23 protein-coding genes are annotated in these 23082 nt (G+C 33.8%); 17 read left to right on the top strand and 6 right to left on the bottom strand.

Features of this window, described 5'->3' with window-relative positions; translation table 11 throughout:
* The first annotated feature begins 124 nt into the window (after positions 1-124).
* From BLQ00_RS04080 to BLQ00_RS04070, 3 genes are read left to right on the top strand one after another with little or no spacing between them, the layout of a single operon-like run.
* Positions 125-1057 carry a hypothetical protein gene (locus tag BLQ00_RS04080; RefSeq protein WP_189342858.1) on the top strand — a complete coding sequence of 311 codons (933 nt, stop codon included), beginning with the start codon at positions 125-127 and terminating at the stop codon, positions 1055-1057.
* On the top strand, positions 1035-2261 hold the full coding sequence (locus tag BLQ00_RS17890; protein WP_093140842.1) for an O-antigen ligase family protein: 1227 nt from the start codon (positions 1035-1037) through the stop codon (positions 2259-2261). The genes BLQ00_RS04080 and BLQ00_RS17890 overlap by 23 nt, the downstream gene beginning before the upstream one ends.
* The gene (locus BLQ00_RS04070; protein WP_093140840.1) at positions 2248-3351 is read left to right on the top strand and encodes a glycosyltransferase family 4 protein; all 1104 of its coding nucleotides are present in this window, start codon (positions 2248-2250) and stop codon (positions 3349-3351) included. Before BLQ00_RS17890 ends, BLQ00_RS04070 begins: the two co-directional genes overlap by 14 nt.
* A 286-nt stretch (positions 3352-3637) precedes the next feature.
* Here BLQ00_RS04070 and BLQ00_RS04065 read toward each other — a convergent pair whose 3' ends face one another.
* Positions 3638-5479, bottom strand: a complete 1842-nt coding sequence (locus BLQ00_RS04065) for a BspA family leucine-rich repeat surface protein (protein ID WP_093140837.1) — start codon at positions 5477-5479, stop codon at positions 3638-3640.
* Positions 5480-5601: 122 nt separating this feature from the next.
* Between BLQ00_RS04065 and BLQ00_RS04060 the strand changes: the two genes are divergently transcribed.
* From BLQ00_RS04060 to BLQ00_RS04035, 6 genes are all read left to right on the top strand, one after another.
* Complete coding sequence (locus BLQ00_RS04060; protein ID WP_093140834.1) at positions 5602-7026, top strand: leucine-rich repeat domain-containing protein; 1425 nt, start codon at positions 5602-5604, stop codon at positions 7024-7026.
* 189 nt (positions 7027-7215) lie between these two features.
* Positions 7216-8436 carry a hypothetical protein gene (locus BLQ00_RS04055; RefSeq protein ID WP_139149359.1) on the top strand — a complete coding sequence of 407 codons (1221 nt, stop codon included), beginning with the start codon at positions 7216-7218 and terminating at the stop codon, positions 8434-8436.
* Between the two features lie 94 nt (positions 8437-8530).
* Positions 8531-9256: a class I SAM-dependent methyltransferase gene (locus BLQ00_RS04050; RefSeq protein WP_093140829.1), complete on the top strand. Its 726-nt coding sequence runs from the start codon at positions 8531-8533 to the stop codon at positions 9254-9256.
* Between the two features lie 108 nt (positions 9257-9364).
* Positions 9365-10060, top strand: coding sequence for a WecB/TagA/CpsF family glycosyltransferase (locus BLQ00_RS04045; protein ID WP_229792576.1), 696 nt, complete (start codon positions 9365-9367; stop codon positions 10058-10060).
* Entirely contained in the window at positions 10060-11370 is a 1311-nt protein-coding gene (locus BLQ00_RS04040) for a UDP-glucose dehydrogenase family protein (protein ID WP_093140824.1), read from the top strand. The genes BLQ00_RS04045 and BLQ00_RS04040 overlap by 1 nt, the downstream gene beginning before the upstream one ends.
* On the top strand, positions 11370-12356 hold the full coding sequence (locus BLQ00_RS04035) for a UDP-glucuronic acid decarboxylase family protein (RefSeq protein ID WP_093140822.1): 987 nt from the start codon (positions 11370-11372) through the stop codon (positions 12354-12356). Before BLQ00_RS04040 ends, BLQ00_RS04035 begins: the two co-directional genes overlap by 1 nt.
* A gap of 147 nt (positions 12357-12503) precedes the next feature.
* Here the strand turns inward: BLQ00_RS04035 and BLQ00_RS17705 are convergent, their stop codons facing one another.
* Entirely contained in the window at positions 12504-12788 is a 285-nt protein-coding gene (locus tag BLQ00_RS17705) for a hypothetical protein (protein WP_139149358.1), read from the bottom strand.
* A gap of 370 nt (positions 12789-13158) precedes the next feature.
* Here BLQ00_RS17705 and BLQ00_RS17700 point away from each other — a divergent pair, with 370 nt between their 5' ends.
* From BLQ00_RS17700 to BLQ00_RS04020, 3 genes are all read left to right on the top strand, one after another.
* On the top strand, positions 13159-13653 hold the full coding sequence (locus BLQ00_RS17700) for a hypothetical protein (RefSeq protein WP_139149357.1): 495 nt from the start codon (positions 13159-13161) through the stop codon (positions 13651-13653).
* A 75-nt stretch (positions 13654-13728) separates the two neighbouring features.
* Positions 13729-15084: an exopolysaccharide biosynthesis polyprenyl glycosylphosphotransferase gene (locus BLQ00_RS04025; RefSeq protein ID WP_093140816.1), complete on the top strand. Its 1356-nt coding sequence runs from the start codon at positions 13729-13731 to the stop codon at positions 15082-15084.
* A complete protein-coding gene (locus tag BLQ00_RS04020) occupies positions 15053-15862 on the top strand; it encodes a glycosyltransferase family 2 protein (RefSeq protein WP_093140813.1) in 810 nt (269 codons plus the stop codon). Before BLQ00_RS04025 ends, BLQ00_RS04020 begins: the two co-directional genes overlap by 32 nt.
* Here the strand turns inward: BLQ00_RS04020 and BLQ00_RS04015 are convergent.
* Positions 15857-17164, bottom strand: coding sequence for a phenylacetate--CoA ligase family protein (locus BLQ00_RS04015; RefSeq protein ID WP_093140811.1), 1308 nt, complete (start codon positions 17162-17164; stop codon positions 15857-15859). The genes BLQ00_RS04020 and BLQ00_RS04015 overlap by 6 nt on opposite strands.
* 66 nt (positions 17165-17230) lie before the next feature.
* Between BLQ00_RS04015 and purD the strand changes: the two genes are divergently transcribed.
* Positions 17231-18502, top strand: a complete 1272-nt coding sequence (gene purD, locus BLQ00_RS04010; RefSeq protein WP_093140809.1) for a phosphoribosylamine--glycine ligase — start codon at positions 17231-17233, stop codon at positions 18500-18502.
* Positions 18503-18542: 40 nt separating this feature from the next.
* Here purD and BLQ00_RS04005 read toward each other — a convergent pair whose 3' ends face one another.
* The gene (locus tag BLQ00_RS04005; RefSeq protein ID WP_093140806.1) at positions 18543-18782 is read right to left on the bottom strand and encodes a DUF6341 family protein; all 240 of its coding nucleotides are present in this window, start codon (positions 18780-18782) and stop codon (positions 18543-18545) included.
* A 39-nt stretch (positions 18783-18821) separates the two neighbouring features.
* On the opposite strand from BLQ00_RS04005, the gene BLQ00_RS04000 reads away from it, so the two are divergent.
* Complete coding sequence (locus tag BLQ00_RS04000; RefSeq protein ID WP_093140804.1) at positions 18822-19748, top strand: DUF6427 family protein; 927 nt, start codon at positions 18822-18824, stop codon at positions 19746-19748.
* Positions 19749-19831: 83 nt separating this feature from the next.
* Here the strand turns inward: BLQ00_RS04000 and BLQ00_RS03995 are convergent, their stop codons facing one another.
* Positions 19832-20344 carry a VOC family protein gene (locus BLQ00_RS03995; RefSeq protein WP_093140801.1) on the bottom strand — a complete coding sequence of 171 codons (513 nt, stop codon included), beginning with the start codon at positions 20342-20344 and terminating at the stop codon, positions 19832-19834.
* A 159-nt stretch (positions 20345-20503) separates the two neighbouring features.
* Here BLQ00_RS03995 and BLQ00_RS03990 point away from each other — a divergent pair, with 159 nt between their 5' ends.
* The 3 genes from BLQ00_RS03990 (at position 20504) to BLQ00_RS03980 (ending at position 22581) form a co-directional block, all read left to right on the top strand.
* Positions 20504-20779: a winged helix-turn-helix transcriptional regulator gene (locus tag BLQ00_RS03990; protein WP_093140799.1), complete on the top strand. Its 276-nt coding sequence runs from the start codon at positions 20504-20506 to the stop codon at positions 20777-20779.
* Between the two features lie 117 nt (positions 20780-20896).
* Entirely contained in the window at positions 20897-21505 is a 609-nt protein-coding gene (locus BLQ00_RS03985) for a DUF4254 domain-containing protein (protein ID WP_093140796.1), read from the top strand.
* A 44-nt stretch (positions 21506-21549) separates the two neighbouring features.
* Positions 21550-22581 carry a glycosyltransferase family 9 protein gene (locus tag BLQ00_RS03980; protein WP_093140792.1) on the top strand — a complete coding sequence of 344 codons (1032 nt, stop codon included), beginning with the start codon at positions 21550-21552 and terminating at the stop codon, positions 22579-22581.
* Positions 22582-22604: 23 nt separating this feature from the next.
* Here BLQ00_RS03980 and BLQ00_RS03975 read toward each other — a convergent pair whose 3' ends face one another.
* Positions 22605-23051: a DinB family protein gene (locus BLQ00_RS03975; protein WP_093140789.1), complete on the bottom strand. Its 447-nt coding sequence runs from the start codon at positions 23049-23051 to the stop codon at positions 22605-22607.
* Between the last annotated feature and the right edge of the window lie 31 nt (positions 23052-23082).

The raw sequence follows: 23082 nt of genomic DNA, 5'->3' as shown, positions 1-23082 counted from the left end.
TTATTCTTTTAACTATGTATTAAATTCTGGAATTGCACTCCTTTTTTGGCTTTTAGCCTTTCTGGCTTTTTTGGTTATAAAAAGCATAACAGTAAATTTTAGTATAGAATACACAAAGAAATTTTTGGACTCCTTTTTTATTATAAACTTAGTAATGTTAGTGTATCAGTTTATAATTGTGGTGTTAGAGACAAAAACATTGAATCCATTTTCAAGTACAATGTTCTCATACGGACAATCAACTGGAGATCACCTAAAAGGAGTGTTTTCAAACTCTTCAATTTCTATGATAATTATGTCTTTTTACACTGTGTTCTATGCATATAAAAAAGACTGGAAAGTTATTCTTGCAATCATATCGATGCTTTGTGCTACTTATATGAGCGGTGTTTTCATATTCGCGATTATAGCAACACTGTATGTGTTTTTTATGTTAGGAATAAAAACCAAACTAAAGATAGTAGGAGCTATGGCTGCAATGGTTTTCACATTGGCCATTGTAACGCCTAACAATCTAAGTTATGTTAAATTTATCCTTACTGATAACCTTAACAGCAAAGTAGATCCTCCAAGAAAAATGATTTCTTTTGAAGAAACCATAGAAAATGCGATAAGTAGTCCGAAAAGTTTCTTTTTTGGAGAGGGAGCAGGAAAATTTTCTTCTAGAACTGCTTTTTTAACCGCTGGAGATTACACGGCATGGTTTCCAAAGAAAATGAGATATAAATCTCAAGCATTTGAGGATAATCACTTTCAATTGTGGAACAATAAGATACTAGCTATCAGCTATAAGGATGGAACGCACAATCAGCCCTTCTCTTTTTATAATCAAATACTAGGAGAGTTTGGCTTCTTCGGAATAATTCTATTTATCATATACTTGTTTTATACAATAAGAAATTGGAATAGAATGACTTATGGGAGAATACTCATACTAACAACACTTGGCTTTTTTGTTTTAGATTATTGGTTTGATTATTTTACGGTTATTATGTTTTTGGAATTATTTATTAATCTTAATATAAAAGAAAATAATGCTGTCCAAGAGTCTAATTGATAAACTTCATTATTTTTCATTTGGGTTAGTAATCTTCACCATTCCTTTTCCAATGTTATTAAATAATATTGCTATTTTCATTTTCATTTTTTTTAGCTTACTGAATATAAGAAGAGTGACATTGAATCAGAACTTCATTAATTACTTCTTTTTCATTCTTTTTCTTTTATCTGTCTTTTCATTAACATACACCTGTAATCTAGAGAGTGGATTGAAAATGATTGAGAAAACACTCTCATTTATTATATTTTTTCTTTTTGTGCCTACCCTGAATATATCTAATGAGCAGATAAATAAGATATTAAATTTGTTTGTTTATGGGTGTTTAATAGTTTTATTCTTCTTTTTAGCAACAGCATCTTATAACTTTTGGTCTACAGGATCATTATATATATTTAACCCTGAAAACTTAGTAAATGAAAACTATTTTTTTTACCATAGGTTTACTAAGCCGTTCGACATTCATGCTGTTTACTTTGGAATGTATCTGGTTTTTTCCTCTTGTATTCTCTTATATAATTTCAAGGATCAGCGTAAAAAGATAAAAATAATAAGAGGTCTTATCCTTATACTTTTCGCAGTTGGAATATATTTATTACAATCATTTGCAGTACTTTCAGTTTATTTTATAGTGCTTCTATTCTTTTTAACGACATTGAGTAGAAGGAAAATTAATTTTAAAAAACTTGGTGTACTCCTAATAATTATTTTAATGCCAGCCACAATTTTTTACCAAAAGGCAAAAGTTTTTGACGGAGAAGTGTTTAATTATAGTATTGAAGAAGATGTTCATAGTAGAAATTGGAATTCATTAAATATTAGATTAGCAAAGTGGGAATGTGCTCTTGAAGTTTTTAAAGAAAACAACATACTTATTGGAAGCGGAGTTGGTTGCACACAAGATAAGTTAGATGAAATGTACCAAAAGAAAAACTTTACAATTGGTATTAATAAACGATTCAACACCCATAACCAGTATTTACATTATTTAGTGACACTAGGAATACTGGGAGTACTTGCATATTTAATTTTTTTAATTGCAGGACTCTATAAAAGCCTTACTACCAATGATTTTTTATTATTCGCTATCATAGCCATGATCACTATTTGTAGTGTTACTGAAAACATCTTTGGTCTTAACAAAGGAATTGTGTTTTTTACAAGTATCTATTATTTAATTTTGCTTAGATATGAAAAAGAGTAAGATTTTATTTTTGGTTCAATTGCCTCCACCAGTTCACGGAGCTTCTTTGATGAACAAACTGTTGGCAGAAAGTGAACTTTTGAACAACAAATACACTATAGATACCATCCCTATCCAATTGTCAAATAAAATGGAAGGACTGGGAAACTTCTCACTAGGTAAAATTTTTGGAGCATTTTCAATATATTTTAAATTGATAGTTAAACTTCTGTCAAATAAGTATGACCTTGTTTATTTTACGCTTTCACCACTTGGCTTCGCATTTTATAAAGACGCAATTTCGGTATGCATCTTAAAAATTTTCAGAAAAAATATCGTATTTCATCTACACGGAAAAGGCATTAAGAATGAAATACAGAACAAACTGAAAAGGAAAATCTATAAATTCGTTTTTAAAAACGTTGAGGTTATACAGCTAGCTGAAGCCCTTAAGAACGATATAAAAGATATCTACCCTAAAACTCCATATTTTTTACCCAATGGAGTCAAGCAAATTGATGTGACTACAATTGACACTAAAAGGACCAACAGCATTCCTACTTTTATCTATTTGTCAAACTTAATGAAAGACAAAGGCATTTTGGTGTTCCTCGAAGCAGTCCGAAATTTAAAAAAATACGACAATCAATTTAAAGTTCATATCGTAGGCCCATCCTCTGATGTTACTATAGAACAGCTTGAAGAATACATCAGTCAAAACGGGTTAACAAATGTTAAATTATTTGGCCCAGCATTCAACCAGAAAAAGTATAAACATTTACTAAAATCTGATGTATTTGTACTTCCCACCTTTTATAAAAATGAATGCTTTCCATTGTCCATTCTCGAAGCATACCAAACAGGTTTGGTGGTTTTATCTACAGATAATGGTGCTATACCTAGTATGGTGCAAGAAAATAAAAATGGTTTCTTAGTGCCTCAAAAGGATGTAGAGGCTTTAGCAGAGAGGATGAAATACTTAATTAAAAACCCACAAAAACTAGAAATTATTAAAGAGAACAACAAGAAAGAATTCAATGAAAAATATACTGAAGAAATTTTAATTAAAAACTTCGAAACTATAATTGATGACGTCTTGGCTAAACATTAGCCGTTAAATATCAAGACTTAACCAAGGTTTATAATAATAAAGAGGCTATAGCTTATACAAAAGACGCTCTAGTTAAATCTGCTTTAACCACTTACCATGTTTCTAAGATGTAAAAGAAAATGTACGAAACTTTAAGCTGGAGGGCATTCTGGATCAATTAAATTGATCCACTTCTAAGTGATTTCTCCCGTATATTTGATAGCGTTTTTTAATTAAATCCATTTTCTAATTAATTCCTTGGAATTCAATAAAAACATAGTGCCTGATAAAGAAGTGTTTTTATGGATTAATACCAACAATTATTAGTAAAAATAGGTCTTGGCAATGTCCATTGGGTGCTGTTACTAGTATAAAACCTATAACAATCAATAACAGAACTTACGTTCCAAGAACTTAAATCTTGATTAAATGAAATAACGTCAGCAAACATCCCACGCATATTTGTTACATTACTCACATCCCAACTTCCAATGTCTTGATTAAACGCATTGGCATTACCAAACATAGCCCACATATTTGTCACATTACTCACATCCCAATTTCCAATATCCTGATTAAATGGATAGCTACCGCCAAAATCACCACCAAACATAGCGTTCATAGTTGTCACATTACTCACATTCCAATTTCCAATATCTTGATTAAATGAATCAGCGTTATAAAACATTGTCTTCATATTAGTTACGTTACCCACATTCCAATTTCCAATGTCTTGATTAAATGCATCAGCGTCATTAAAAATACCCTCCATATTAGTCACGTTACCCACATCCCAGTTGCCAATGTTTTGATTAAATGCATCAGCGGAAACAAACATATACCTCATATTTGTCACATTACTCACATTCCAATTTCCAATGTCTTGATTAAATGCATCAGCGTCATCAAACATTCTCTCCATCTTATTCACGTTACCCACATTCCAATTACCAATGTGTTGATTAAATGCATCAGCGTTATTAAACATATAACTCATATTAGTCACACTACTCACATTCCAATTTCCAATGTCTTGATTAAATGCATCAGCGTTATTAAACATATAACCCATATTAGTCACACTACTCACATTCCAATTTCCAATGTGTTGATTAAATACATCAGAGTCTTTAAACATACCCACCATATTAGTCACATTACTTACATCCCAGTTTCCAATGTCTTGATTAAATACATCAGAGTCTTTAAACATATTCTCCATATTAGTCACATTACTCACATCCCAATTTCCAATGTCTTGATTAAATGCATCAGCGTTAAGAAACATATAACTCATATTAGTCACATTATTCACATCCCAATTTCCGATGCCTTGATTAAATGCATCAGCGTAATGAAACATTTCGCTCATATCTGTCACATTACTCACATCCCAATTTCCAATGTCTTGATTAAATGCATCAGCGGAAACAAACATTTCCCTCATACTTGTCACATTACTCACATCCCAATTTCCAATGTCTTGATTAAATGCATCAGCGTAAACAAACATTTCCCTCATACTTGTCACATTACTCACATCCCAATTTCCAATATCTTGATTAAATGTATTAGCTCGATAAAACATACCCCTCATAGTTGTCACATTACTCACATCCCAATTTCCAATGTCTTGATTAAATGTAAAAGCTTCATAAAACATAGCGCTCATATCAGTCACTTTAGTAGTTGCTACTTTGGTAACATTATCACCATTTTCAATCATATTAGACAACATTGCTTTATTAACTACTGTATAGGTGACGCCATTTATTTCGCCGATAGCACCTACATCCGCCCATTCTCTCGCCTTTATGGTGATGCCGTTTGTGTCCAAATAAACAGGCTTCTCGTTTTCAACTACAGTTATTAGTCTTGAAGTTGAAGTTGCATTACCGGCTGCATCAGAAACGCTATACTTAATGATATAAGAGCCTTTTGAGTCGACATCTACAGTTCCAGTGGTAACTATACTTGAAGTTAAGTCTCCATCTTCATTATCTGTAGCGGTTGCGCCCGCATCTGTATAACTTGTGTGTTGAGCAATATTAACGCTAGGTTCTCCTAATAATGTAATAATGGGTGAAGTATCATCACTACTACAACTAACGATTACAAAGGCTAAAAATAAATAGGTAAGTTTTTTCATGTCACAAAATTATAAAAGTTGCTATTTCAATTAAATATAACTAAATTTAATTAACAATTAACAATTAACAATTAACAATTGTATATTTAAGATTAATACTGCTGTATTAAAAACTATTTCCAATGAAAAAAGCCTTCTTATTCTCACTATTTCTATTCTTCATTATCGGTTGTAATAAAGACGATGATTCCACAAACGCTACAAGTAATTATGTGGGTGATGTATGGTTGCGTACTCAAAAAGAAGTAGAAGACTTTGGCAAAATGGGATACTCAAGTGTAGAGGGCACAATCTGTATTGGCTGCGTTGCGGAAAATGACATCGATGACCTAAGTTCCTTAAAAAACCTTAGAAATGTAAAAACCTTAGAAATCCAATATAATACCGTTTTAACGAGTCTCGAAGGCCTTGATAATCTTACTGACGTTGATAATTTACTAATAAGTGGGAACTCATTGCTAAATAACATAGATATATTTGATAGTTTAGAGAGCTTTAAAACCTTAGAAATTATAAATACTAGACTATTACACATTAACTTAGAGAGTTTGCGTACACCCGAAGTACCTCCATCCGTTACAATAATTGGTAATCCCATACTTGAAAGTATTAATCTTAACAATCTTACTCACCTTTTTTCGTTAGAGTTTTCTAGAAATCGAGACTTATTAAATATACAATTAGAAGAACTTACAAAAATTGAAGATAATTTTACAATAGAGAATTGTTCTAAAATTACTTCAATTGCCTTCAACAATTTAACCGAGTTAAATGGCTATAGCAAAATAAAGCAAAACCCAAGTTTAGAGACTTTTGAGGCAAATAATCTTGTAAAAGCAGAAGATTTAGTCATTGACGAAAATTATCAACTTACTGCTATAGAGTTTTCTAATCTTTCAAATTTAAAGAGCTTAACACTTAGGGGATCACGAGTTCCTGTTTTAAATTTAGAGAGCCTACAGAATAGAGCAGAGCCCACATCACTTTTTATCAAAATAAATTATTCCTTAACAGATGTAAACTTTGGCAATATGACTATAGCGAAAGATGTGAGGTTTGATGATAACCAAAGCTTAACTAATCTAGATTTAGGTAATTTATCAAAAATAGAAGGGTCCTTATATATTGTTAATTCTGATTTAATTAGTGATATTAATTTTGAAAATCTAACCGAAGTAGCTGATATGCGTATAAGTGGAAATTTTAATTTAGAAACGTTTATCGCAGATAATATTACCCAGGTAGGAGTATTTGAAATTGACGGGAGTAATTATGACCTTACCACAATAAGTATGGACAATTTAGGTGTTGTTACAGACAAGTTGACAATACGTGATTTTGGAACTAACAGTAATCTTACTAATCTTGATGGATTTACAAGCTTATTTAGTGTAGAGGAACTAATAATCTTTAATAACGATCATTTAAAGGATTTTTGTGGAATTACCAACCTCATAACCAATGGTAATGTTGGAGCCTATGATGTCTCTTATAACGGTTACAATCCTACTCAACAAGATATAATTGATGGTAATTGTAGTATTTAATATGTAAAAATCAAGCTTTATTTTTTAAACTAATCTAATAAAGATGGATTTAGTTTCGGAACAAAATTTCTCATTATATTTTTTCAAACATCATTTTAATCTTTTTCATGAAGGCAAAAGCGTATTTAATCCTTAATTTTGCGAAATATTTGATTGAATAAAGGGTCTTTGCAAACAATGAAACAATGTATGTTTAATTTAGATTCTTTTAAAGCTAATTATCTTTCTTTAACTTTAAAAGAAAAAACTTTTGTTGGGCTTATCGTCCTCGATTTACTGCTTCTCTTGTTTTTAGGCAGGGCATATACTAAAAGCGCATTTTACCCAAACCTGTATTGCCATGATGTAGTTTTATTAATTACATTTTTGTTTTCCTTAACCTTTAAATCAGATTTTAGAGTAAAGGCTATAGAGATAGTGGGTTTGATCTCATTAATTTATTTGGGAATCTCAATTATATTTAAGTTCCATCCAGAAGGTAATTTATATATTTACCTTAGGCAATTTATGGTGTTTGGATACCTTATTCAATCTTATTTTATATTTAAGGCTGTTGCAGGGCTTAAAAACGGATTGCAAATTTTAGTACAAATAATAGCAGCGATAGCAATTTTAGCAACTATCTTACAACTGGGATATATCTTCTATATTTTTTTTGATATTGATGCAAACCCCTTTTCAAGGCGCAATTATTTTTCGCCCTTAACTGTACCATCAGTCATAACGGCAACAGCTTTAGGTCTTGTGTTTCTAAAAAGGTATAAAAAAATAGGGGTCTTTTTATTGTTATTGATAACTTCATTTAGTTTCGGTCATGACTCTGCCTATTTGGCTGTGATAATAGTTTTATTTTTTTATTTTTTTATTAGCGCATCTTTAAAAATCAAGATTTTAGTATCAACATTTGCAATATTGAGTTGTATCGGGTTATGGTTTTTCGTTGCGTCATTTACAGATGGAAATGCTGATGCAAGGCTATTTTATTGGAATAAATTACTAACAAAAATTACGGAAAACTTCAGTATTATGTATGGTAATGGCTTTGGTATTCCTTATCTTTCTGCAGATGTCGCTAAACAAGCAAACGATTTTGTTTTAGTATTTAAAAAACCGGAAAGTATTTACCTTGTCCCTCCTCACAATTCATTTATAACTATGTTATACCATTTAGGAGGATGGGTCTTACTGCTTTTTTATCCAATTAGAAGGATTTTTTATGGAGCCCAGCCGGTTAAAAATAATTTACTTAAATTTTTACTATTATCATTAGTGGGAGTGTCGATTTGGGCAAGTTTTAATGTCATTTTAGAATTGCCACATTCTTCTACATACTTTTGGCTTATATATTTTACATTGGCATTTTACCTTTATAAAATTAATATTGATGACAAAAAAAATCATTATAAATAAATTTAATGAAGTAGAATTTGAGCAATTTTTTAATTGCTCAAATTCTCTGTCAATACAAAAATTATTTTTCTTTAAATAAGAGTATTTTTACAGTATGAACATAAAGTATAGATATACATCTGAATTTCCCGGATGGGAGAAAGCCCCAGAATTTTTACTGCAATTGATGCAAAAATACAACTCCAAAAAGATGTTGGAAATTGGATCTGGCGCAAACCCTACTCTCACACCAAAGACTGTCTCAAGTTTAGGAATCCAATATACTACAAATGACTTGTCGGGTGAAGAACTTTTAAAGGCTTCAACGATATATTCAACTTGGGAGGCAGATTTATGTACACCTAACATTGCTAAAACACATTCAGAAAAATATCAACTTATTTTCAGCAGAATGGTTAATGAACATATAAAAGACGGAGAAACTTACTATAAAAACCTTTATGATCTGTTAGAACCAGAGGGTATTACTGTTCATTGTTTTTCTACATTATATGCACTCCCCTTTTTAGTAAATCGCATGTTTCCGGAAAAATTTACGGATACGCTATTAAATTTTTTCAATCCCAGAGATCGTTACCAACATGAAAAATTCCCGGCATATTATAGCTGGAGTCGCGGGCCTTCAATGAAATCGATTAAAAAATTTGAAGCACTTGGTTTTGAAGTCATAGAATATGTTGGTTTTTTTGGACATGGATACTATAGAAAAAAAATGCCCCTTTTAGATAATTTGGAACAAAAAAAAGCACATTGGCTTGTTAAAAATCCCATCCCTGCACTAACTAGCTATGCATACATTATTTTAAAAAAGAGAAATTAAAAGTTTCTTTTATATATTTACAATTAGCTCTACTTTTGCCACTTAGTTTTCTTAATGTACATGGGTTCTCAAATCAGTTTTTTAAATTCCAATATTCATAACCTTTCCATGCAGGATACATTGGTATTGGTGGAGCAAGCCATTACTGAAAAGAGGCAGCTGCACCATGCGGCAGTTAATGCCTCTGTACTGGTCAGTTTGCAAAAAGATAATGAGCTTCGAGAAAGCATTAACAACGCTGATATTGTTAATGTAGATGGACAGGCAGTAGTCTGGGCATCAAATTTTTTAGGTGTGCCCTTAAAAGAACGTGTCGCTGGGCCTGATTTAATGACTAACTTAGTGGAATTGGCCCATAAAAAAAACTATAAAATTTACCTTCTTGGTGCAAAAGAGGAGGTTGTTTTAAAACTGGTGGATATTTACAAAAAAAAATACAGATCATCTATTATTGCAGGCTATAGAAACGGCTATTTTAACGAAGAAGATGAATGTGATATTATTAATGATATTGTTAATTCTGATGCTCAAATGCTTTTTGTAGCCATAACCTCCCCTAAAAAAGAAAACTTTCTTCACAAACATAAAAAATCACTTTCTAAGGTCAATTTTATCATGGGCGTTGGTGGAAGTTTCGATGTCTTTGCAGGTAAAATTAAACGTGCTCCACAATGGATGCAAAATTCTGGACTCGAATGGTTTTATCGATTTTTACAAGAACCCAAACGTATGTGGAAGCGGTATTTAGTAGGTAATACGAAATTCATACTTTTAGTACTTAAAGAAAAATTCTACAAGAAATAATGAAAATAACAGTTGTAGGAACAGGATATGTAGGCTTAGTTACAGGAACATGTCTGGCAGAAACCGGAAATGAAGTGATTTGTGTTGATATTGATGCTGAAAAAGTTTCAAAAATGCAAAACGGGGTTGTTCCAATTTACGAACCACACTTAGATGTTTTGTTTGAAAGAAATATTAAAGCAGATCGTTTAAAATTCACCACATCTTTGGATGAAGGGTTGGTTTTTGGTGAAATTATTTTTTTAGCACTACCAACACCTGAAGACGAAGATGGATCGGCAGACTTGTCGTATGTTTTAAATGTTTCTGAAGAAATTGGAAAGAAAATACAATCGTATAAAGTGATTGTAGATAAGAGTACAGTTCCTGTGGGAACTGCTGAAAAAGTACATGCTGTTATTGCAGCAAATGCAAGCTGCGATTTCGATGTTGTGTCTAACCCTGAATTTTTAAGAGAAGGATTTGCAGTCGATGACTTTTTAAAACCCGAGCGTATTATTATTGGCTCTAGTAGTGATAAAGCAACGAAACTAATGCAGCGCCTTTACAGTCCGTTTGTTCGTTCTGGCAATCCAATTATTGTGATGGATGAGAAATCGGCAGAGTTAACAAAATATGCTGCAAATTCATTTTTAGCCACTAAAATCACGTTTATGAACGAGATTGCTAACTATTGTGAGAAAGTAGGTGCCGATGTAGATAAAGTTAGAGCTGGTATGGGATCAGACTCACGAATAGGAAAACGTTTCTTGTTTCCAGGAATAGGATATGGAGGTTCTTGTTTTCCAAAAGATGTGAAAGCACTTCGGAAAGCAGGAAAAGACAAGGACTATGATTTTAAAATATTAGAATCGGTAATCAAGGTGAATGATGCTCAAAAAACAGTGTTACTTCCAAAAATAGAAGCTTATTTAGGAAACAATCTTACAGGTAAAAAAATTGCAGTTTGGGGTCTTGCGTTTAAGCCAGAAACGGACGATATACGAGAGGCTCCTTCAATTTATATGATGAAAGCATTACTTGAAAAGGGTGCAGAACTAACTGTTTTTGATCCAGAAGCAATGCCTAATATTAAAAAGTCATTTGGAAACACATTGACTTATGCAGATTCTATGTATGGTGCTACTGAAGGAGCAGATGCTCTCCTTATTTGTACCGAATGGAGTATATTTAGAACCCCCAACTTTCAGAAACTTAAAGGGTTATTAAATCAACCTGCAATTTTTGATGGAAGAAACTTATACAATACTGAAGATTTGCAGGCCGAAGGGTTTACGTATATTTCTATAGGGAGAAAAGAAATAAATTAATGAATAAGAGAGTTTTAATTACAGGTGCTGCTGGGTTTTTAGGATCTCATCTTTGCGATAAGTTTATAAAAGAAGGGTATGAGGTAATCGCGATGGACAATCTCATTACGGGTGATTTAAAAAATATCGCACACCTTTTTAAAAATGAATTCTTTGAATTTCACCATCACGATATTACCAAGTTTGTACACGTGCCAGGAAAGGTTGATTATATTCTTCATTTCGCCTCTCCAGCAAGCCCAATAGATTATCTTAAAATACCAATTCAGACTTTGAAAGTAGGCTCGTTAGGGACGCATAATTTATTAGGATTGGCGAAGGAAAAAAATGCCCGAATTTTAATAGCTTCTACTTCGGAAGTATATGGAGATCCGTTGGTACATCCGCAAACAGAAGAATACTACGGAAACGTAAATACTATCGGACCAAGAGGCGTTTACGATGAAGCAAAACGTTTTCAAGAATCCATTACGATGGCATACCACCGTTTTCATGGCATAGAAACTCGAATTGCCCGAATATTTAACACCTACGGTCCTAGAATGCGCCTCAATGACGGTAGAGTAATACCTGCCTTTATTGGACAAGCACTACGTGGAGAAGATTTAACCGTTTTTGGTGATGGACTGCAAACACGCTCTTTTTGTTATGTTGATGATCAAATTAGAGGATTGTATAATTTATTACTTAGTGATTATTCTTTACCCGTAAATATTGGAAACCCGAACGAAATCACCATTTTAGATTTTGCGAAGGAGGTCATTAAACTTACAGGTACCACACAAAAAATTGTATTTGAACCTTTACCAAAAGACGATCCATTACAACGACAACCAGATATTTCAAAAGCGAAAGAAATTCTTAATTGGGAGCCTGAAGTGTCTAGGGCAGAAGGAATGAAGCTTACTTATAATTATTTCAAAAATCTTTCTAAAGAAGACTTACAAAAGAGTGAGCATAAAGATTTTTCGAAACATATTAAGTAAATAAAAAAATAGCGGTACTTCGTAAGTGCTGTTACAGCTTAGTTTTTTATCTTTCGGTAAAATTTAACAACCCCCTATGAAAATACTTCTTGGAGCCATTTACCCGTATGCCTTCCTTTTGATGTATTTGGTGCTTCCCTTTGATAATTATTTACGGGTATTGCCAAATATCTTATTAGGAATATTGGTTGTAGCGTTTCCTTTTGTGGTTTCAAAATCAGATTTGAAGAAGCTCACAACCACTCCAGCACTTTTTTTCTCTTCTTTTTTTCTCTTTCTGATTTTAAATTCTCTAGTTTTTGGGAGATTTGAAACAGATTTTAATATCATTAAAAAAGTCTTTGTAGGTCTTGGCTTATTTGTTCTGTACATTCCTATAAATGATATTGTCAAGCTTAAAAAAGTAATTATTTTTTCATCTTTGGCGACCATACTTTTTTCGATAATAAACATCATAATAGTAAATAACAAACTGGAGAGTGTCATTTTTAATGATTATCCAATGCTTATAGAGTCTCTTTTAATAGATAGAATCTATTTAGGTTTTTTAGCAGTTTTAAGTATTTTAATTTCATATAATTCTTTTAAACCAAAGTTTCATCCTAATAATCGGTATTACTTAGCCAACATTATTATCAATGTACTTTTCTTAATCCTAATTGTCTCAAAAATAGCCCTATTAATACTGCTAGTTCTTATAATACTTAGGCAATTTTATGGGAAGCACAAAAGCCGTAAAGTTATAGCGACTCTTGTATTAATAACAGTCTCTTGTGTTGTATATACTGTTTTTACAAAAGATTTGAAGAAAGAAGGTTTTGTTAAATCTGTTTTAATAACCAAAACAGATTTCATCAAAAACTCACTCACTTGGGACGTTAGAACCGTTGTTTGGCATTGTTCTAATATTGTGATAAAGGAAAAAGGGCTAAACTTAAAAGGACTAGGTTTTGCAGGAACAAAAGATAACTTAGCAAACTGTTATACCACCGAAATTGATAATGAAGTTAAAAGAAATACATTTGTTTCTGAGCGCTATAATACACACAACCAATTTATAGATTTTTATTTAAGCGCAGGCTTGTTTGCAATTATACTCTTTACAGCATTTTTAATTTCCTTATTCATTAAAAATAGAAAAGACTTTTTCTTAACTGCTTTACTAGTTGTAGTGACGTCCTATTTTTTAATGGAAAACGTTTTTCATAGACAGTTAGGAGCTTATTATGCTGGGTTTGTATTTATCATTTTATTGACACAATACCATCCATTAAGAAACAATGATATAAAAGCTTAAAGGAAACAATACATATTGTACTTTTGCACGCGAATAAAAAAGATAAGAATTAACTAAAATAGAATTTAAACAGGAATGATATTTAGAAGTGGGAGATATTCGGGATTTTTAAGACCCATTTCATATGGAATAGATCTATCTATCATTCATATTTTAGCGTATAATTTTTTTCTTCAAGACTTTCTTTTCTTTAATTATATTTTTTTTATTTCAATTGCTTGGGTTGTTGTTTCTTTGAAATCGAGCTTTTACGAAATTTATAGATTTACGCATGTTTCAAGGTTATTCTCGTTAGTTGGAAAGCAAGCGATCGTGTTCTTTTTAGTTGTATTTGCTTTTTTCGGTTTTTACAATGAACTTCAAGTAGATTCATACGATATAATACGGTATGTTTTTACAACGATGTTATTAATAGGGGTCATAAAATTTGCTATTTATTACCTACTTAAAAAATACCGCCTTTTTCTAGGAGGGAATACTAGAAAAGTAGTTATCATTGGTTTAAATCAGAAAACAGAGCAATTGCGTAAATTGTTTTTAGATCGTCCAGAATTAGGGTATCAGCTTCAAAAAACATTTGATTTAAAAGGAAACAATAAGAGTACGTTGCAAGATTGTTTTGATTATGTGATGGAAAATAATATTGATGAAATATATTCTTCCGTAGCAGAATTGAACAACGAAAACTTAAATAAACTCATCGATTTCACAGATAATAACCTTAAAATATTAAAGTTTTTACCCGATAATAAAGACATCTATACTAAAAAACTCGATTTCACTTACTACGGTGTTTTACCTATTTTGTCTCTTCGGAAGATTCCGATTGATGAACCTCTAAATAAGTTCATAAAAAGAACGTTTGATATTCTCTTATCATTAACAATTATTGTCGGACTTTTATCTTGGTTAACGCCCTTACTTGCGCTTGCCATTAAACTAGAATCTAAAGGCCCCGTGTTTTTTAAGCAAAAGAGAAACGGCTTAGATTACAAAGAGTTTTTTTGTTATAAGTTTAGGTCTATGAAGCCGAGTCCAACAGCGCATTTATTTCAAGCAGTTAAGGGAGATGCACGAGTTACTAGGGTAGGTAGAATTATAAGAAAGACGAGTATAGACGAACTGCCACAGTTTATTAATGTGTTAAAAGGCGAAATGTCTGTTGTGGGGCCTCGACCGCATATGGTGAGTCACACAGAAATGTATGCGGGACGTATTGACAAATTTATGGTGCGTCATTTTATCAAACCAGGAATCACAGGTCTTGCGCAAGTGAGTGGTTATAGAGGGGAAGTAGAAAATGACGACGATATTATTAACCGTGTGAAATACGATATTTTCTATTTAGAAAACTGGTCGTTATTATTAGATATAAAAATTGTTTTTCAGACCGTTTACAATGCCATACGAGGAGAAGAAAAAGCATATTAATCTAAAAGGGAACCCCCTTGTTTCCATTATCACCCCGCTGTATAATGCAGCAGATTATATTTCTGAAACCATTACTAGTATTCAAAAACAAACGTACGCGCATTGGGAGCTTATTGTAGTGGACGATCTGTCTACAGACAACTCTTTAGTACTTGTGAATGATTTTGCGCGTACCGATGACCGAATTAAAGTAATACCCTCTTCCGAAAACCGTGGTGCAGCTGTGTGTAGAAACCACGCTACAGAACTAGCAACAGGAACCTACATTGCATTTTTAGACTCAGATGATATGTGGCACCCTCAAAAACTGGAAAAACAACTTCAGTTTATGCAAAACAACTCTTGCGATGTCTCGTATACAAGCTACGTACATGTTGATGAGGTTGGAAATTCTTTGTACAAACGCGTTATCGCATTGCCTTCACTGTCGTATAAAAAGCAGCATAGTAATAATTACGTCGGAAACTTAACAGGAATCTACAATGCGTCCGTTTTAGGCAAAATACTCGCGCCTAACATCCGAAAACGACAAGATTGGGCGGTTTGGTTAGAAGCCATTAAAAGAAGCGGTAAACCCGCGCTTGGGCTTCAGGAAGATCTGGCTTTTTATCGCGTACACCCCAATTCGATGAGCGCCAATAAATTTAAGCTGATAAAGCATAATTATAATTTTTACCGAACCTACGCAGGCCATTCTAAAATAGCTTCTGTGTATTATTTAGGCTTGTTTTTCTGGGAATACTTTGTTGAAAGACCCAAACAAATAGAAAAATTATAGGTTCGAAATAAACTGCTTCAGTTTTCCGCGATTGTTTCGGTTGAGCACCGATACTCTTTCAAAAGTAAGGGTAAGACCTTCTTCCAAATAGGTGTAGAGCGCCTTTTTAATCGTTGAAATTTCTTCCGAAGTCAATGCTTTTTCAGAAACATAGGTAATTTTAAAGGTGTCTAAAGCCGTTTGTTCAATTACAAATTCACTCACATTTCCGTCGTCTTCAATCACACTTTTCGTCACGTAATAAAACGTCAAACCAGGAACTGTTTTCCCACTTGGAAGCGTTGCCACGTCGTTCGTTCTCCCAACAAGTTGCTGTAAAATAGGTTTTTTGAAGGTACTCGCTGGCGATAAAATTCCAGTATCACCAACATCATACCGAATCAAGGGATGTGCTTTGTTGTAAAGGGAGGTGATGATAATACGTCCCGATTCTCCGTGTAGAACTGGCTGATTGTTTTCATCAACAATTTCAACAAACAAAGTCTCGCTATTCACCACAAATTCATCTTGCGCATTGGTAAAAGCAATCAAGTCCAATTCGCTCGCACCGTATTCGTTAATCACAGGCACACCAAAAGTAGTTTCAAGCAGTTTTTTATCCGAATCGTACAACATTTCACTCGTAACGATGCATTGTTTTAAGCTAGGGCAAATGGTGGTTAATACTATATTTTTTTTCTTTAGAAACTTAGCAAACAACACAATTGAGCTGGTATATCCATTGATGTAATCAAATTTTTTACTTCGGAATTTTTCTAAAAAAAGTTCCAGTTTTTCTTCTGAAAGATCAAAGATAGGAAACCGATATCTGCTGCTTAAACGATCTTTAAATCGTTCTTTTTGATAGCCCACAGTATCTAACGGAATTCCGTAAAAACGCGCCTGTAGCGAAGTGTTGAAATTGATATTATACCATCCAAAACGATCTAAAATTTCGGCCCACGTAAGCGCATGGCACATTTTATCTTTTGCAAACACAAAAGGATGTCCGCTCGATCCGGACGTTTTATTTTGATAACAGTTTTTTTCGGCGTATCCCTTAGAAAGACGCTCTTTTAAAGGCTTCTGAAGGTCCTTTTTTTGAAGTATCGGAAGGTCCTTCCATTGCGGAACAGTTTTGCTTCCCACAAACGATTGGTAGAACGGATTCTCGTTCAGGTGAAACATAACAATGTCCATTCTAGCCTTAGTTACATAGGCTTCATAGTCGGCTTCCGAAATTTCCTGAATCTCTTGCAGTCTCTTTTTCGCTTCCGAAATTGGAAAACCGTTCAGTTTTAATGTACTTTCAAATAAATTCAATCTATAAAAAATTAGTAGGTCAATTTACAAACAATTATTTTTGCACTTCAAACAAAACGTACCTCAATGAACATTTTAATTTTAGGATCCGGTGGCCGCGAACATACATTTGCATATAAAATAGCTCAAAGTAAGCGTTGTGATGCTTTATTTGTAGCACCAGGAAACGCAGGAACTGCCACAATTGCAACGAACGTAGCACTTTCTGTAACCGATTTTCCAGCAATCGAAGCATTTGTAGTTTCAAACAAAATTGAAATGGTAGTCGTAGGTCCTGAAGATCCTTTAGTTCTAGGAATTGCCGATTACTTTAAAGCTTCCGAAGCCTTAAAAAATGTACATCTTATTGGTCCGTCGAAAGAAGGAGCTGCTTTAGAAGGAAGTAAAGAACGTGCCAAAGAGTTTATGGTTGCCCATAAAATTCCGACCGCAGCGTATCAAAGTTTTACAGACGAAACCTTAGCAGAAGGAAAGCAATTTCTCGAAACTTTAAAACCACCGTATGTATTAAAGGCAGATGGTTTGGCAGCAGGAAAAGGAGTTTTAATTCTGAATGATCTTGCGGAAGCACAACAGGAATTAGAAAATATGTTGTCGCACAGCAAGTTTGGTGTAGCGAGTTCGAAGGTGGTGATTGAAGAGTTTTTGGACGGAATTGAACTGAGTGTGTTTGTGCTTACGGACGGAAAAAATTACAAAGTACTTCCCACAGCGAAAGATTACAAGCGTATTGGTGAAGGCGATAAAGGTTTAAATACCGGCGGAATGGGAGCGATTTCTCCAGTTCCATTTGCAGATGAGGTATTGATGCAGAAAATAGAAGAACGGATTGTAAAACCTACGGTTAACGGACTTCAAAAAGAAAATATCGATTACAAAGGGTTTGTGTTTATCGGATTGATAAAAGTGGGGGACGAACCGTTGGTTATTGAATACAATGTGCGTATGGGCGATCCAGAAACAGAAGTGGTATTACCTAGAATTGAAAGTGACTTGGTCGAATTATTTGAAGCAACATCACTTCAGAAATTAAATGAAGTTTCATTAAAGTTAGACCCTCGCGCAGCAACAACAGTGATGCTTGTATCGGGAGGTTATCCAGAAGCCTACGAAAAAGGAAAAGAGATTAAAGGAATCGAAACGATCGAAGATTCGATTGTTTTTCACGCAGGAACGACTGAAAAAGAAGGGAAAGTTGTCACAAACGGCGGACGTGTTATTGCAGTGACGTCGCTGGATGTTGATTACAAAAAGGCACTAAAAAAATCCTATAAAAACATAGAAAAACTATCTTTTGACAGGATGTATTATAGAACCGATATCGGTTTCGATTTGTAAGGTGTTAAAAAGGCCTTGTTAAAAGGCTTTTTTAATATTTTTATTTTCCTAAAAAGGAGTGAGAAGTAGACGTTTTGTCCTCTTCATCGTTATCGTCGTATTTTTTCAATTCGCCCATCCAGTAGATAAAGGCAACAAATCCAATTGCCATTAAAATCCAAGATACGAAATTAGCCATCCACCAATTATCCAATTCCATAGTGCGTAATGCATTGTATGGAGTTAATAATACATCTTCGGTCAAAGATTGTACGCTTTCAAAAACTGCTTTCCAACTCATATTTTTATATTTACAACGCAAAAGTATAAATTAACCGCAATGCTTACAAGCTTTTTTAGCAAATCTAATCCTATAAATTACCTAATTCTCGGTATTTTAATTTTTGCCAGCTATTTTATTGTCTTTTTTTCTGAAACGGAAATGGTTTTAACAGCCCCTATTATTGGTAAAAGAATTGGGTTAGGATTGATTGCCGTTTTTGCAATGTTGTTGTTAGATTTTATCATTCGGAAGAATCATTTAACAAAAAATAATACCTACGGAATTCTCTTTTTTACCCTGTTTTTACTAGCCTTGCCGACGGTATTTTCAGAAGGAAAACTGCTGGTAGCTTCTATTTTTATCCTGCTTTCGTTTCGGAGAATATTAAGTTTCCGAAGTGATAAAAATTCTGAAAAGAAAATACTAGACGCCTCACTTTGGATTACCCTTGCTTCGTTTTTCTACTTTTGGAGCTTGTTGTTTTTCATTGTGCTTTTTGTAGGCTTATTTCGCAAACCAGGCGATAATTATAAGGAAGTACTCATTCCTTTTGTGGGTTTTTGTGCCTTATTTACTCTCGGAACCGTGTATTATTTTATCACTACTGATTCGTTTGCGTGGTTTTTTACATGGAAACCGACCATAAGTCTCGACTTTAGCGCTTATAATCAGCCGCAATTGTTAATTCCTGTAGCAGTGTTGCTCACTTTCTTGGTTTGGACCGGATTGTGGTTCTTTTTCAAAATTGCACGTATGCAAAAAAAAGAACGTCCCAACGCAGCACTAATCGTATTAACCTTAGTAGTTTGTATGGTAATGGCGTTGGCAAGTCCTGAAAAAACAGGTGCTGAGGTGTTTTTAATTATTAGTCCGTTGGCAATAATCATCACAAATTATCTAGAAAACACGAAAGAATTCTGGTTTAAAGAAGTGCTTTTATGGCTTGCCGTATTGCTTCCTGTTTTGGTGTTTTTCTTAAAATAAATGAGGCTATTTCTTCGGAAAGTTACGTGAAAATAAGCAACCTTCAGAAACAGAACCTTCAGACGAACTACTACTAAAACTTGTTATTTCGCATAGGCCCCAGAGGAATAGGTTAGTTCATAACTATGTGTGTAGATTTCAAAAACAATTCCGAAGGGATCTTCAACATAACACATTTTAAAAGGCTTGTCGTTTGGATAGTATTCTCTAATTGGCATTCTTTGCTTTCCGCCGTACGCCAAAATTTTATCAATGAGTTCTTCAATATTTGGGTCTTGCACGCAAAAATGAAACAATCCTGTGTTGAAAGGATTAAATTCGGGAGCTTCTTTTACTCCATTAGGAAATGAGAAAAGTTCGATTCCAATTCCGTCAGAGGTTGCTAAATGCGCTATTTCAAATTCTTCCCAGTCATCACCAAAAACATCAATACACATTTTACCAATAGCGGTTTCCTTTTCTTTTTTCACAGTAGAAGGTTCCATTATGACATACCAACCCATTACTTCCGAATAGAATGTTATGGCTTTGTTGATGTCTGGAACTGTAATTCCAATATGTGAAAATGATTTCGGATAATTTTTATGATTTGTCATGCGTTGTAATTTAAGACTGCAAATTTAATTTATATTTGCACTATAGGCAATAACTTACTAAAAAGTAGTATAGTTACCTAAACGAGTAAAAATAAGAAAATCAATTAGTTAAAAGCTATTATTTTGAAAAAAGAAATACATTGTCCTTTACATTATGCCATGAATCTTATTGGAACAAAATGGAAACCTTTGATTTTATTTCATTTATTGGATGGCGAATTGCGTTCTGGAATGCTCCAAAAGAAAATTCCAGGAATTTCTAATAAAATGTTTACGCAAACCGTAAGAGAGTTAGAAAAAGACGGGCTTCTTTCTAGAAAAGTGTACCCAGTAGTCCCTCCTAAAGTAGAATATAAATTAAGTGACAGAGGGAGGTCTTTGGAGACTATTTTAAGAAGTTTAGACCAATGGGGTTTACATGATTGTGAAAAATAACGTACGCCTTCTGAAAACTTTATATCACTCACTTGTTAGACACCTCTCAGATAGTTCGTACTATCGCAAAATATGATACCTTTGTATCTTTTTGAAACATAACAAATACTAAAAACAATGTTCAGTACCACAGCCAATAAAATTTTTGCCGAAGTGATTGATACGTATCACATTATTAACACTGTAGATCAATCGTTTACAAATCCGTACGATAAAGACAGTCAATTATTGGAGCATTTGTTATACCGAAAATGTTGGATTGATACGGTACAATGGCATTACGAAGACATTATTCGCGATCCTAATATTGATCCGGTAGCAGCACTTACCTTAAAACGTAAAATTGATGCTTCCAATCAAGATCGTACCGATATGGTAGAGTATATTGATAGTTATTTTCTTGAAAAATACAAGGATGCAAAAGCAAATGAAAACGCTACGATTAATACTGAAAGTCCTGCTTGGGGCGTAGATCGATTGTCTATTTTGGCGTTGAAAGTATATCATATGCACGAAGAAGCAACACGCGAAAATGCTTCGGAAGCACACCGAAATGCGTGTCAGACAAAATTGGATATTTTACTAGAACAACGTGTTGATTTAAGTACTGCGATTGACCAATTGTTGGCAGATATTTCTGAAGGTAGAAAATACATGAAGGTGTACAAGCAAATGAAAATGTACAACGACGACGAGTTAAATCCAGTGCTACGCGGCGAAAAATAGATTTTTCTGAAGCTTTTTTTTAGTTGCACTTAGTTTCTTCTAGTATGAAAAAACCCACACATATACTGGTCATTCGGCTTTCTGCCCTTGGCGACGTAGCGATGACCATTCCGGTGTTACGTGTGGTGGCTCAAACCTATCCAGAAGTTAAACTCACCGTTGTTTCGAGAGCGTTTTTTAAACCCTTGTTCGACGGAATTCCGAACCTTACCTTTCTGGAAGCAGATGTCTACGGAAAGCACAAAGGACTTGGGTTACTGAAATTATCTAAAGAAGCCAAAAAAATTGGTGTCGATGCCGTTGCCGATTTGCACAATGTGATTCGGTCTAAGATCCTTACGAAAGCGCTTTCTTTTAAAGGCATTCCGACAAGTACCATTGATAAAGGGCGCACTGAGAAAAAAGCCTTAACACGCGCTGAAAACAAACTGTTTCATCCGTTAAAAACCACCCACCAACGCTATGCTGATGTGTTTACAGCTCTCGGACTTCCAATTGCGTTGGATACACATGTTTTTCCGCAGCAAAAAAGACTAATTCCGAAACTGAATGCGCTTATTGGAGTAGAACCTAAAAAGCTGATAGGAATTGCTCCTTTCGCAGCTTTTGAAAGTAAAATGTATCCATTAGAACAGATGCACGAAGTGATTGCCAAATTAAACACTTTAAATAAATATCGAATTTTCCTGTTTGGCGGCGGAAAGAAAGAAGTGGCCACTTTAAAAGCACTTGCAAAACCGTTTGAAAATGTAAGTTCGGTGGCAGGAACGCTTTCTTTTGAAGAAGAACTGGCGTTGCTTTCTAATTTAGATGCAATGTTGGCGATGGACAGTGGGAACGGGCATTTGGCAGCGATGTTCGGCGTGCCAACAATCACACTTTGGGGTGTAACGCATCCCTATGCTGGCTTTGTTCCATTTAATCAGCCCATGGAGCATCAATTATGTGCCAATAGAGAACAGTTTCCGTTAGTGCCTACGTCTATTTATGGAAATAAGTTTCCTGAAGGTTACGAAAAAGCAATTGCATCTATTTCTACGGAAGCTATTGTAACGAAGCTACTTGCTGTGGTTTAAATTACGATAATATGCTTGAAAATTTATTCGTCTAGTAGCCGTCTATGGTAATTTATTTGTCCAAGATGATACGTTAAATGAATCGCCAAGTGGACTAATAAATATTCCGTTGTTTCTATTTTAGAAAACTTCATAACAGGATACTCTTTTTTTAAATCTTCGTTTGTAATAGAATTGAGAGACTCCTTAACCATAGTAATGGTGTTATTTATACGATCTATCAATTCGTTTCGTGGCACATTTTTCTGAGTAAATTCGAGTTCTCTATTCCGAATATAGTTTGTTTTTCCAATTTCCTTTCCAATGAAGGTGTGCAAGTTTCCAATGAGATGTAGCGTTAAATTCCCTGCCGAATTAGAGATGCTTTTTTCTACGCGCCAAATGTTCTTTTCATTTTTATAACTCTCTAGTTCAGTAATTAACTTGTTCAGGTCTCTTTCAAAAAATGTTAGTAATGTGTCTGTGTTCATTTGGTTCAGTATAAAAAAGTTATGATTATTT

It is taken from the genome of Ulvibacter litoralis (assembly GCF_900102055.1).
Taxonomy (GTDB): Bacteria; Bacteroidota; Bacteroidia; order Flavobacteriales; family Flavobacteriaceae; genus Ulvibacter; species Ulvibacter litoralis.
The sequence above is the reverse complement of the archived record's forward strand: the minus strand, read 5'-3'. Positions and strand labels throughout refer to the sequence as shown.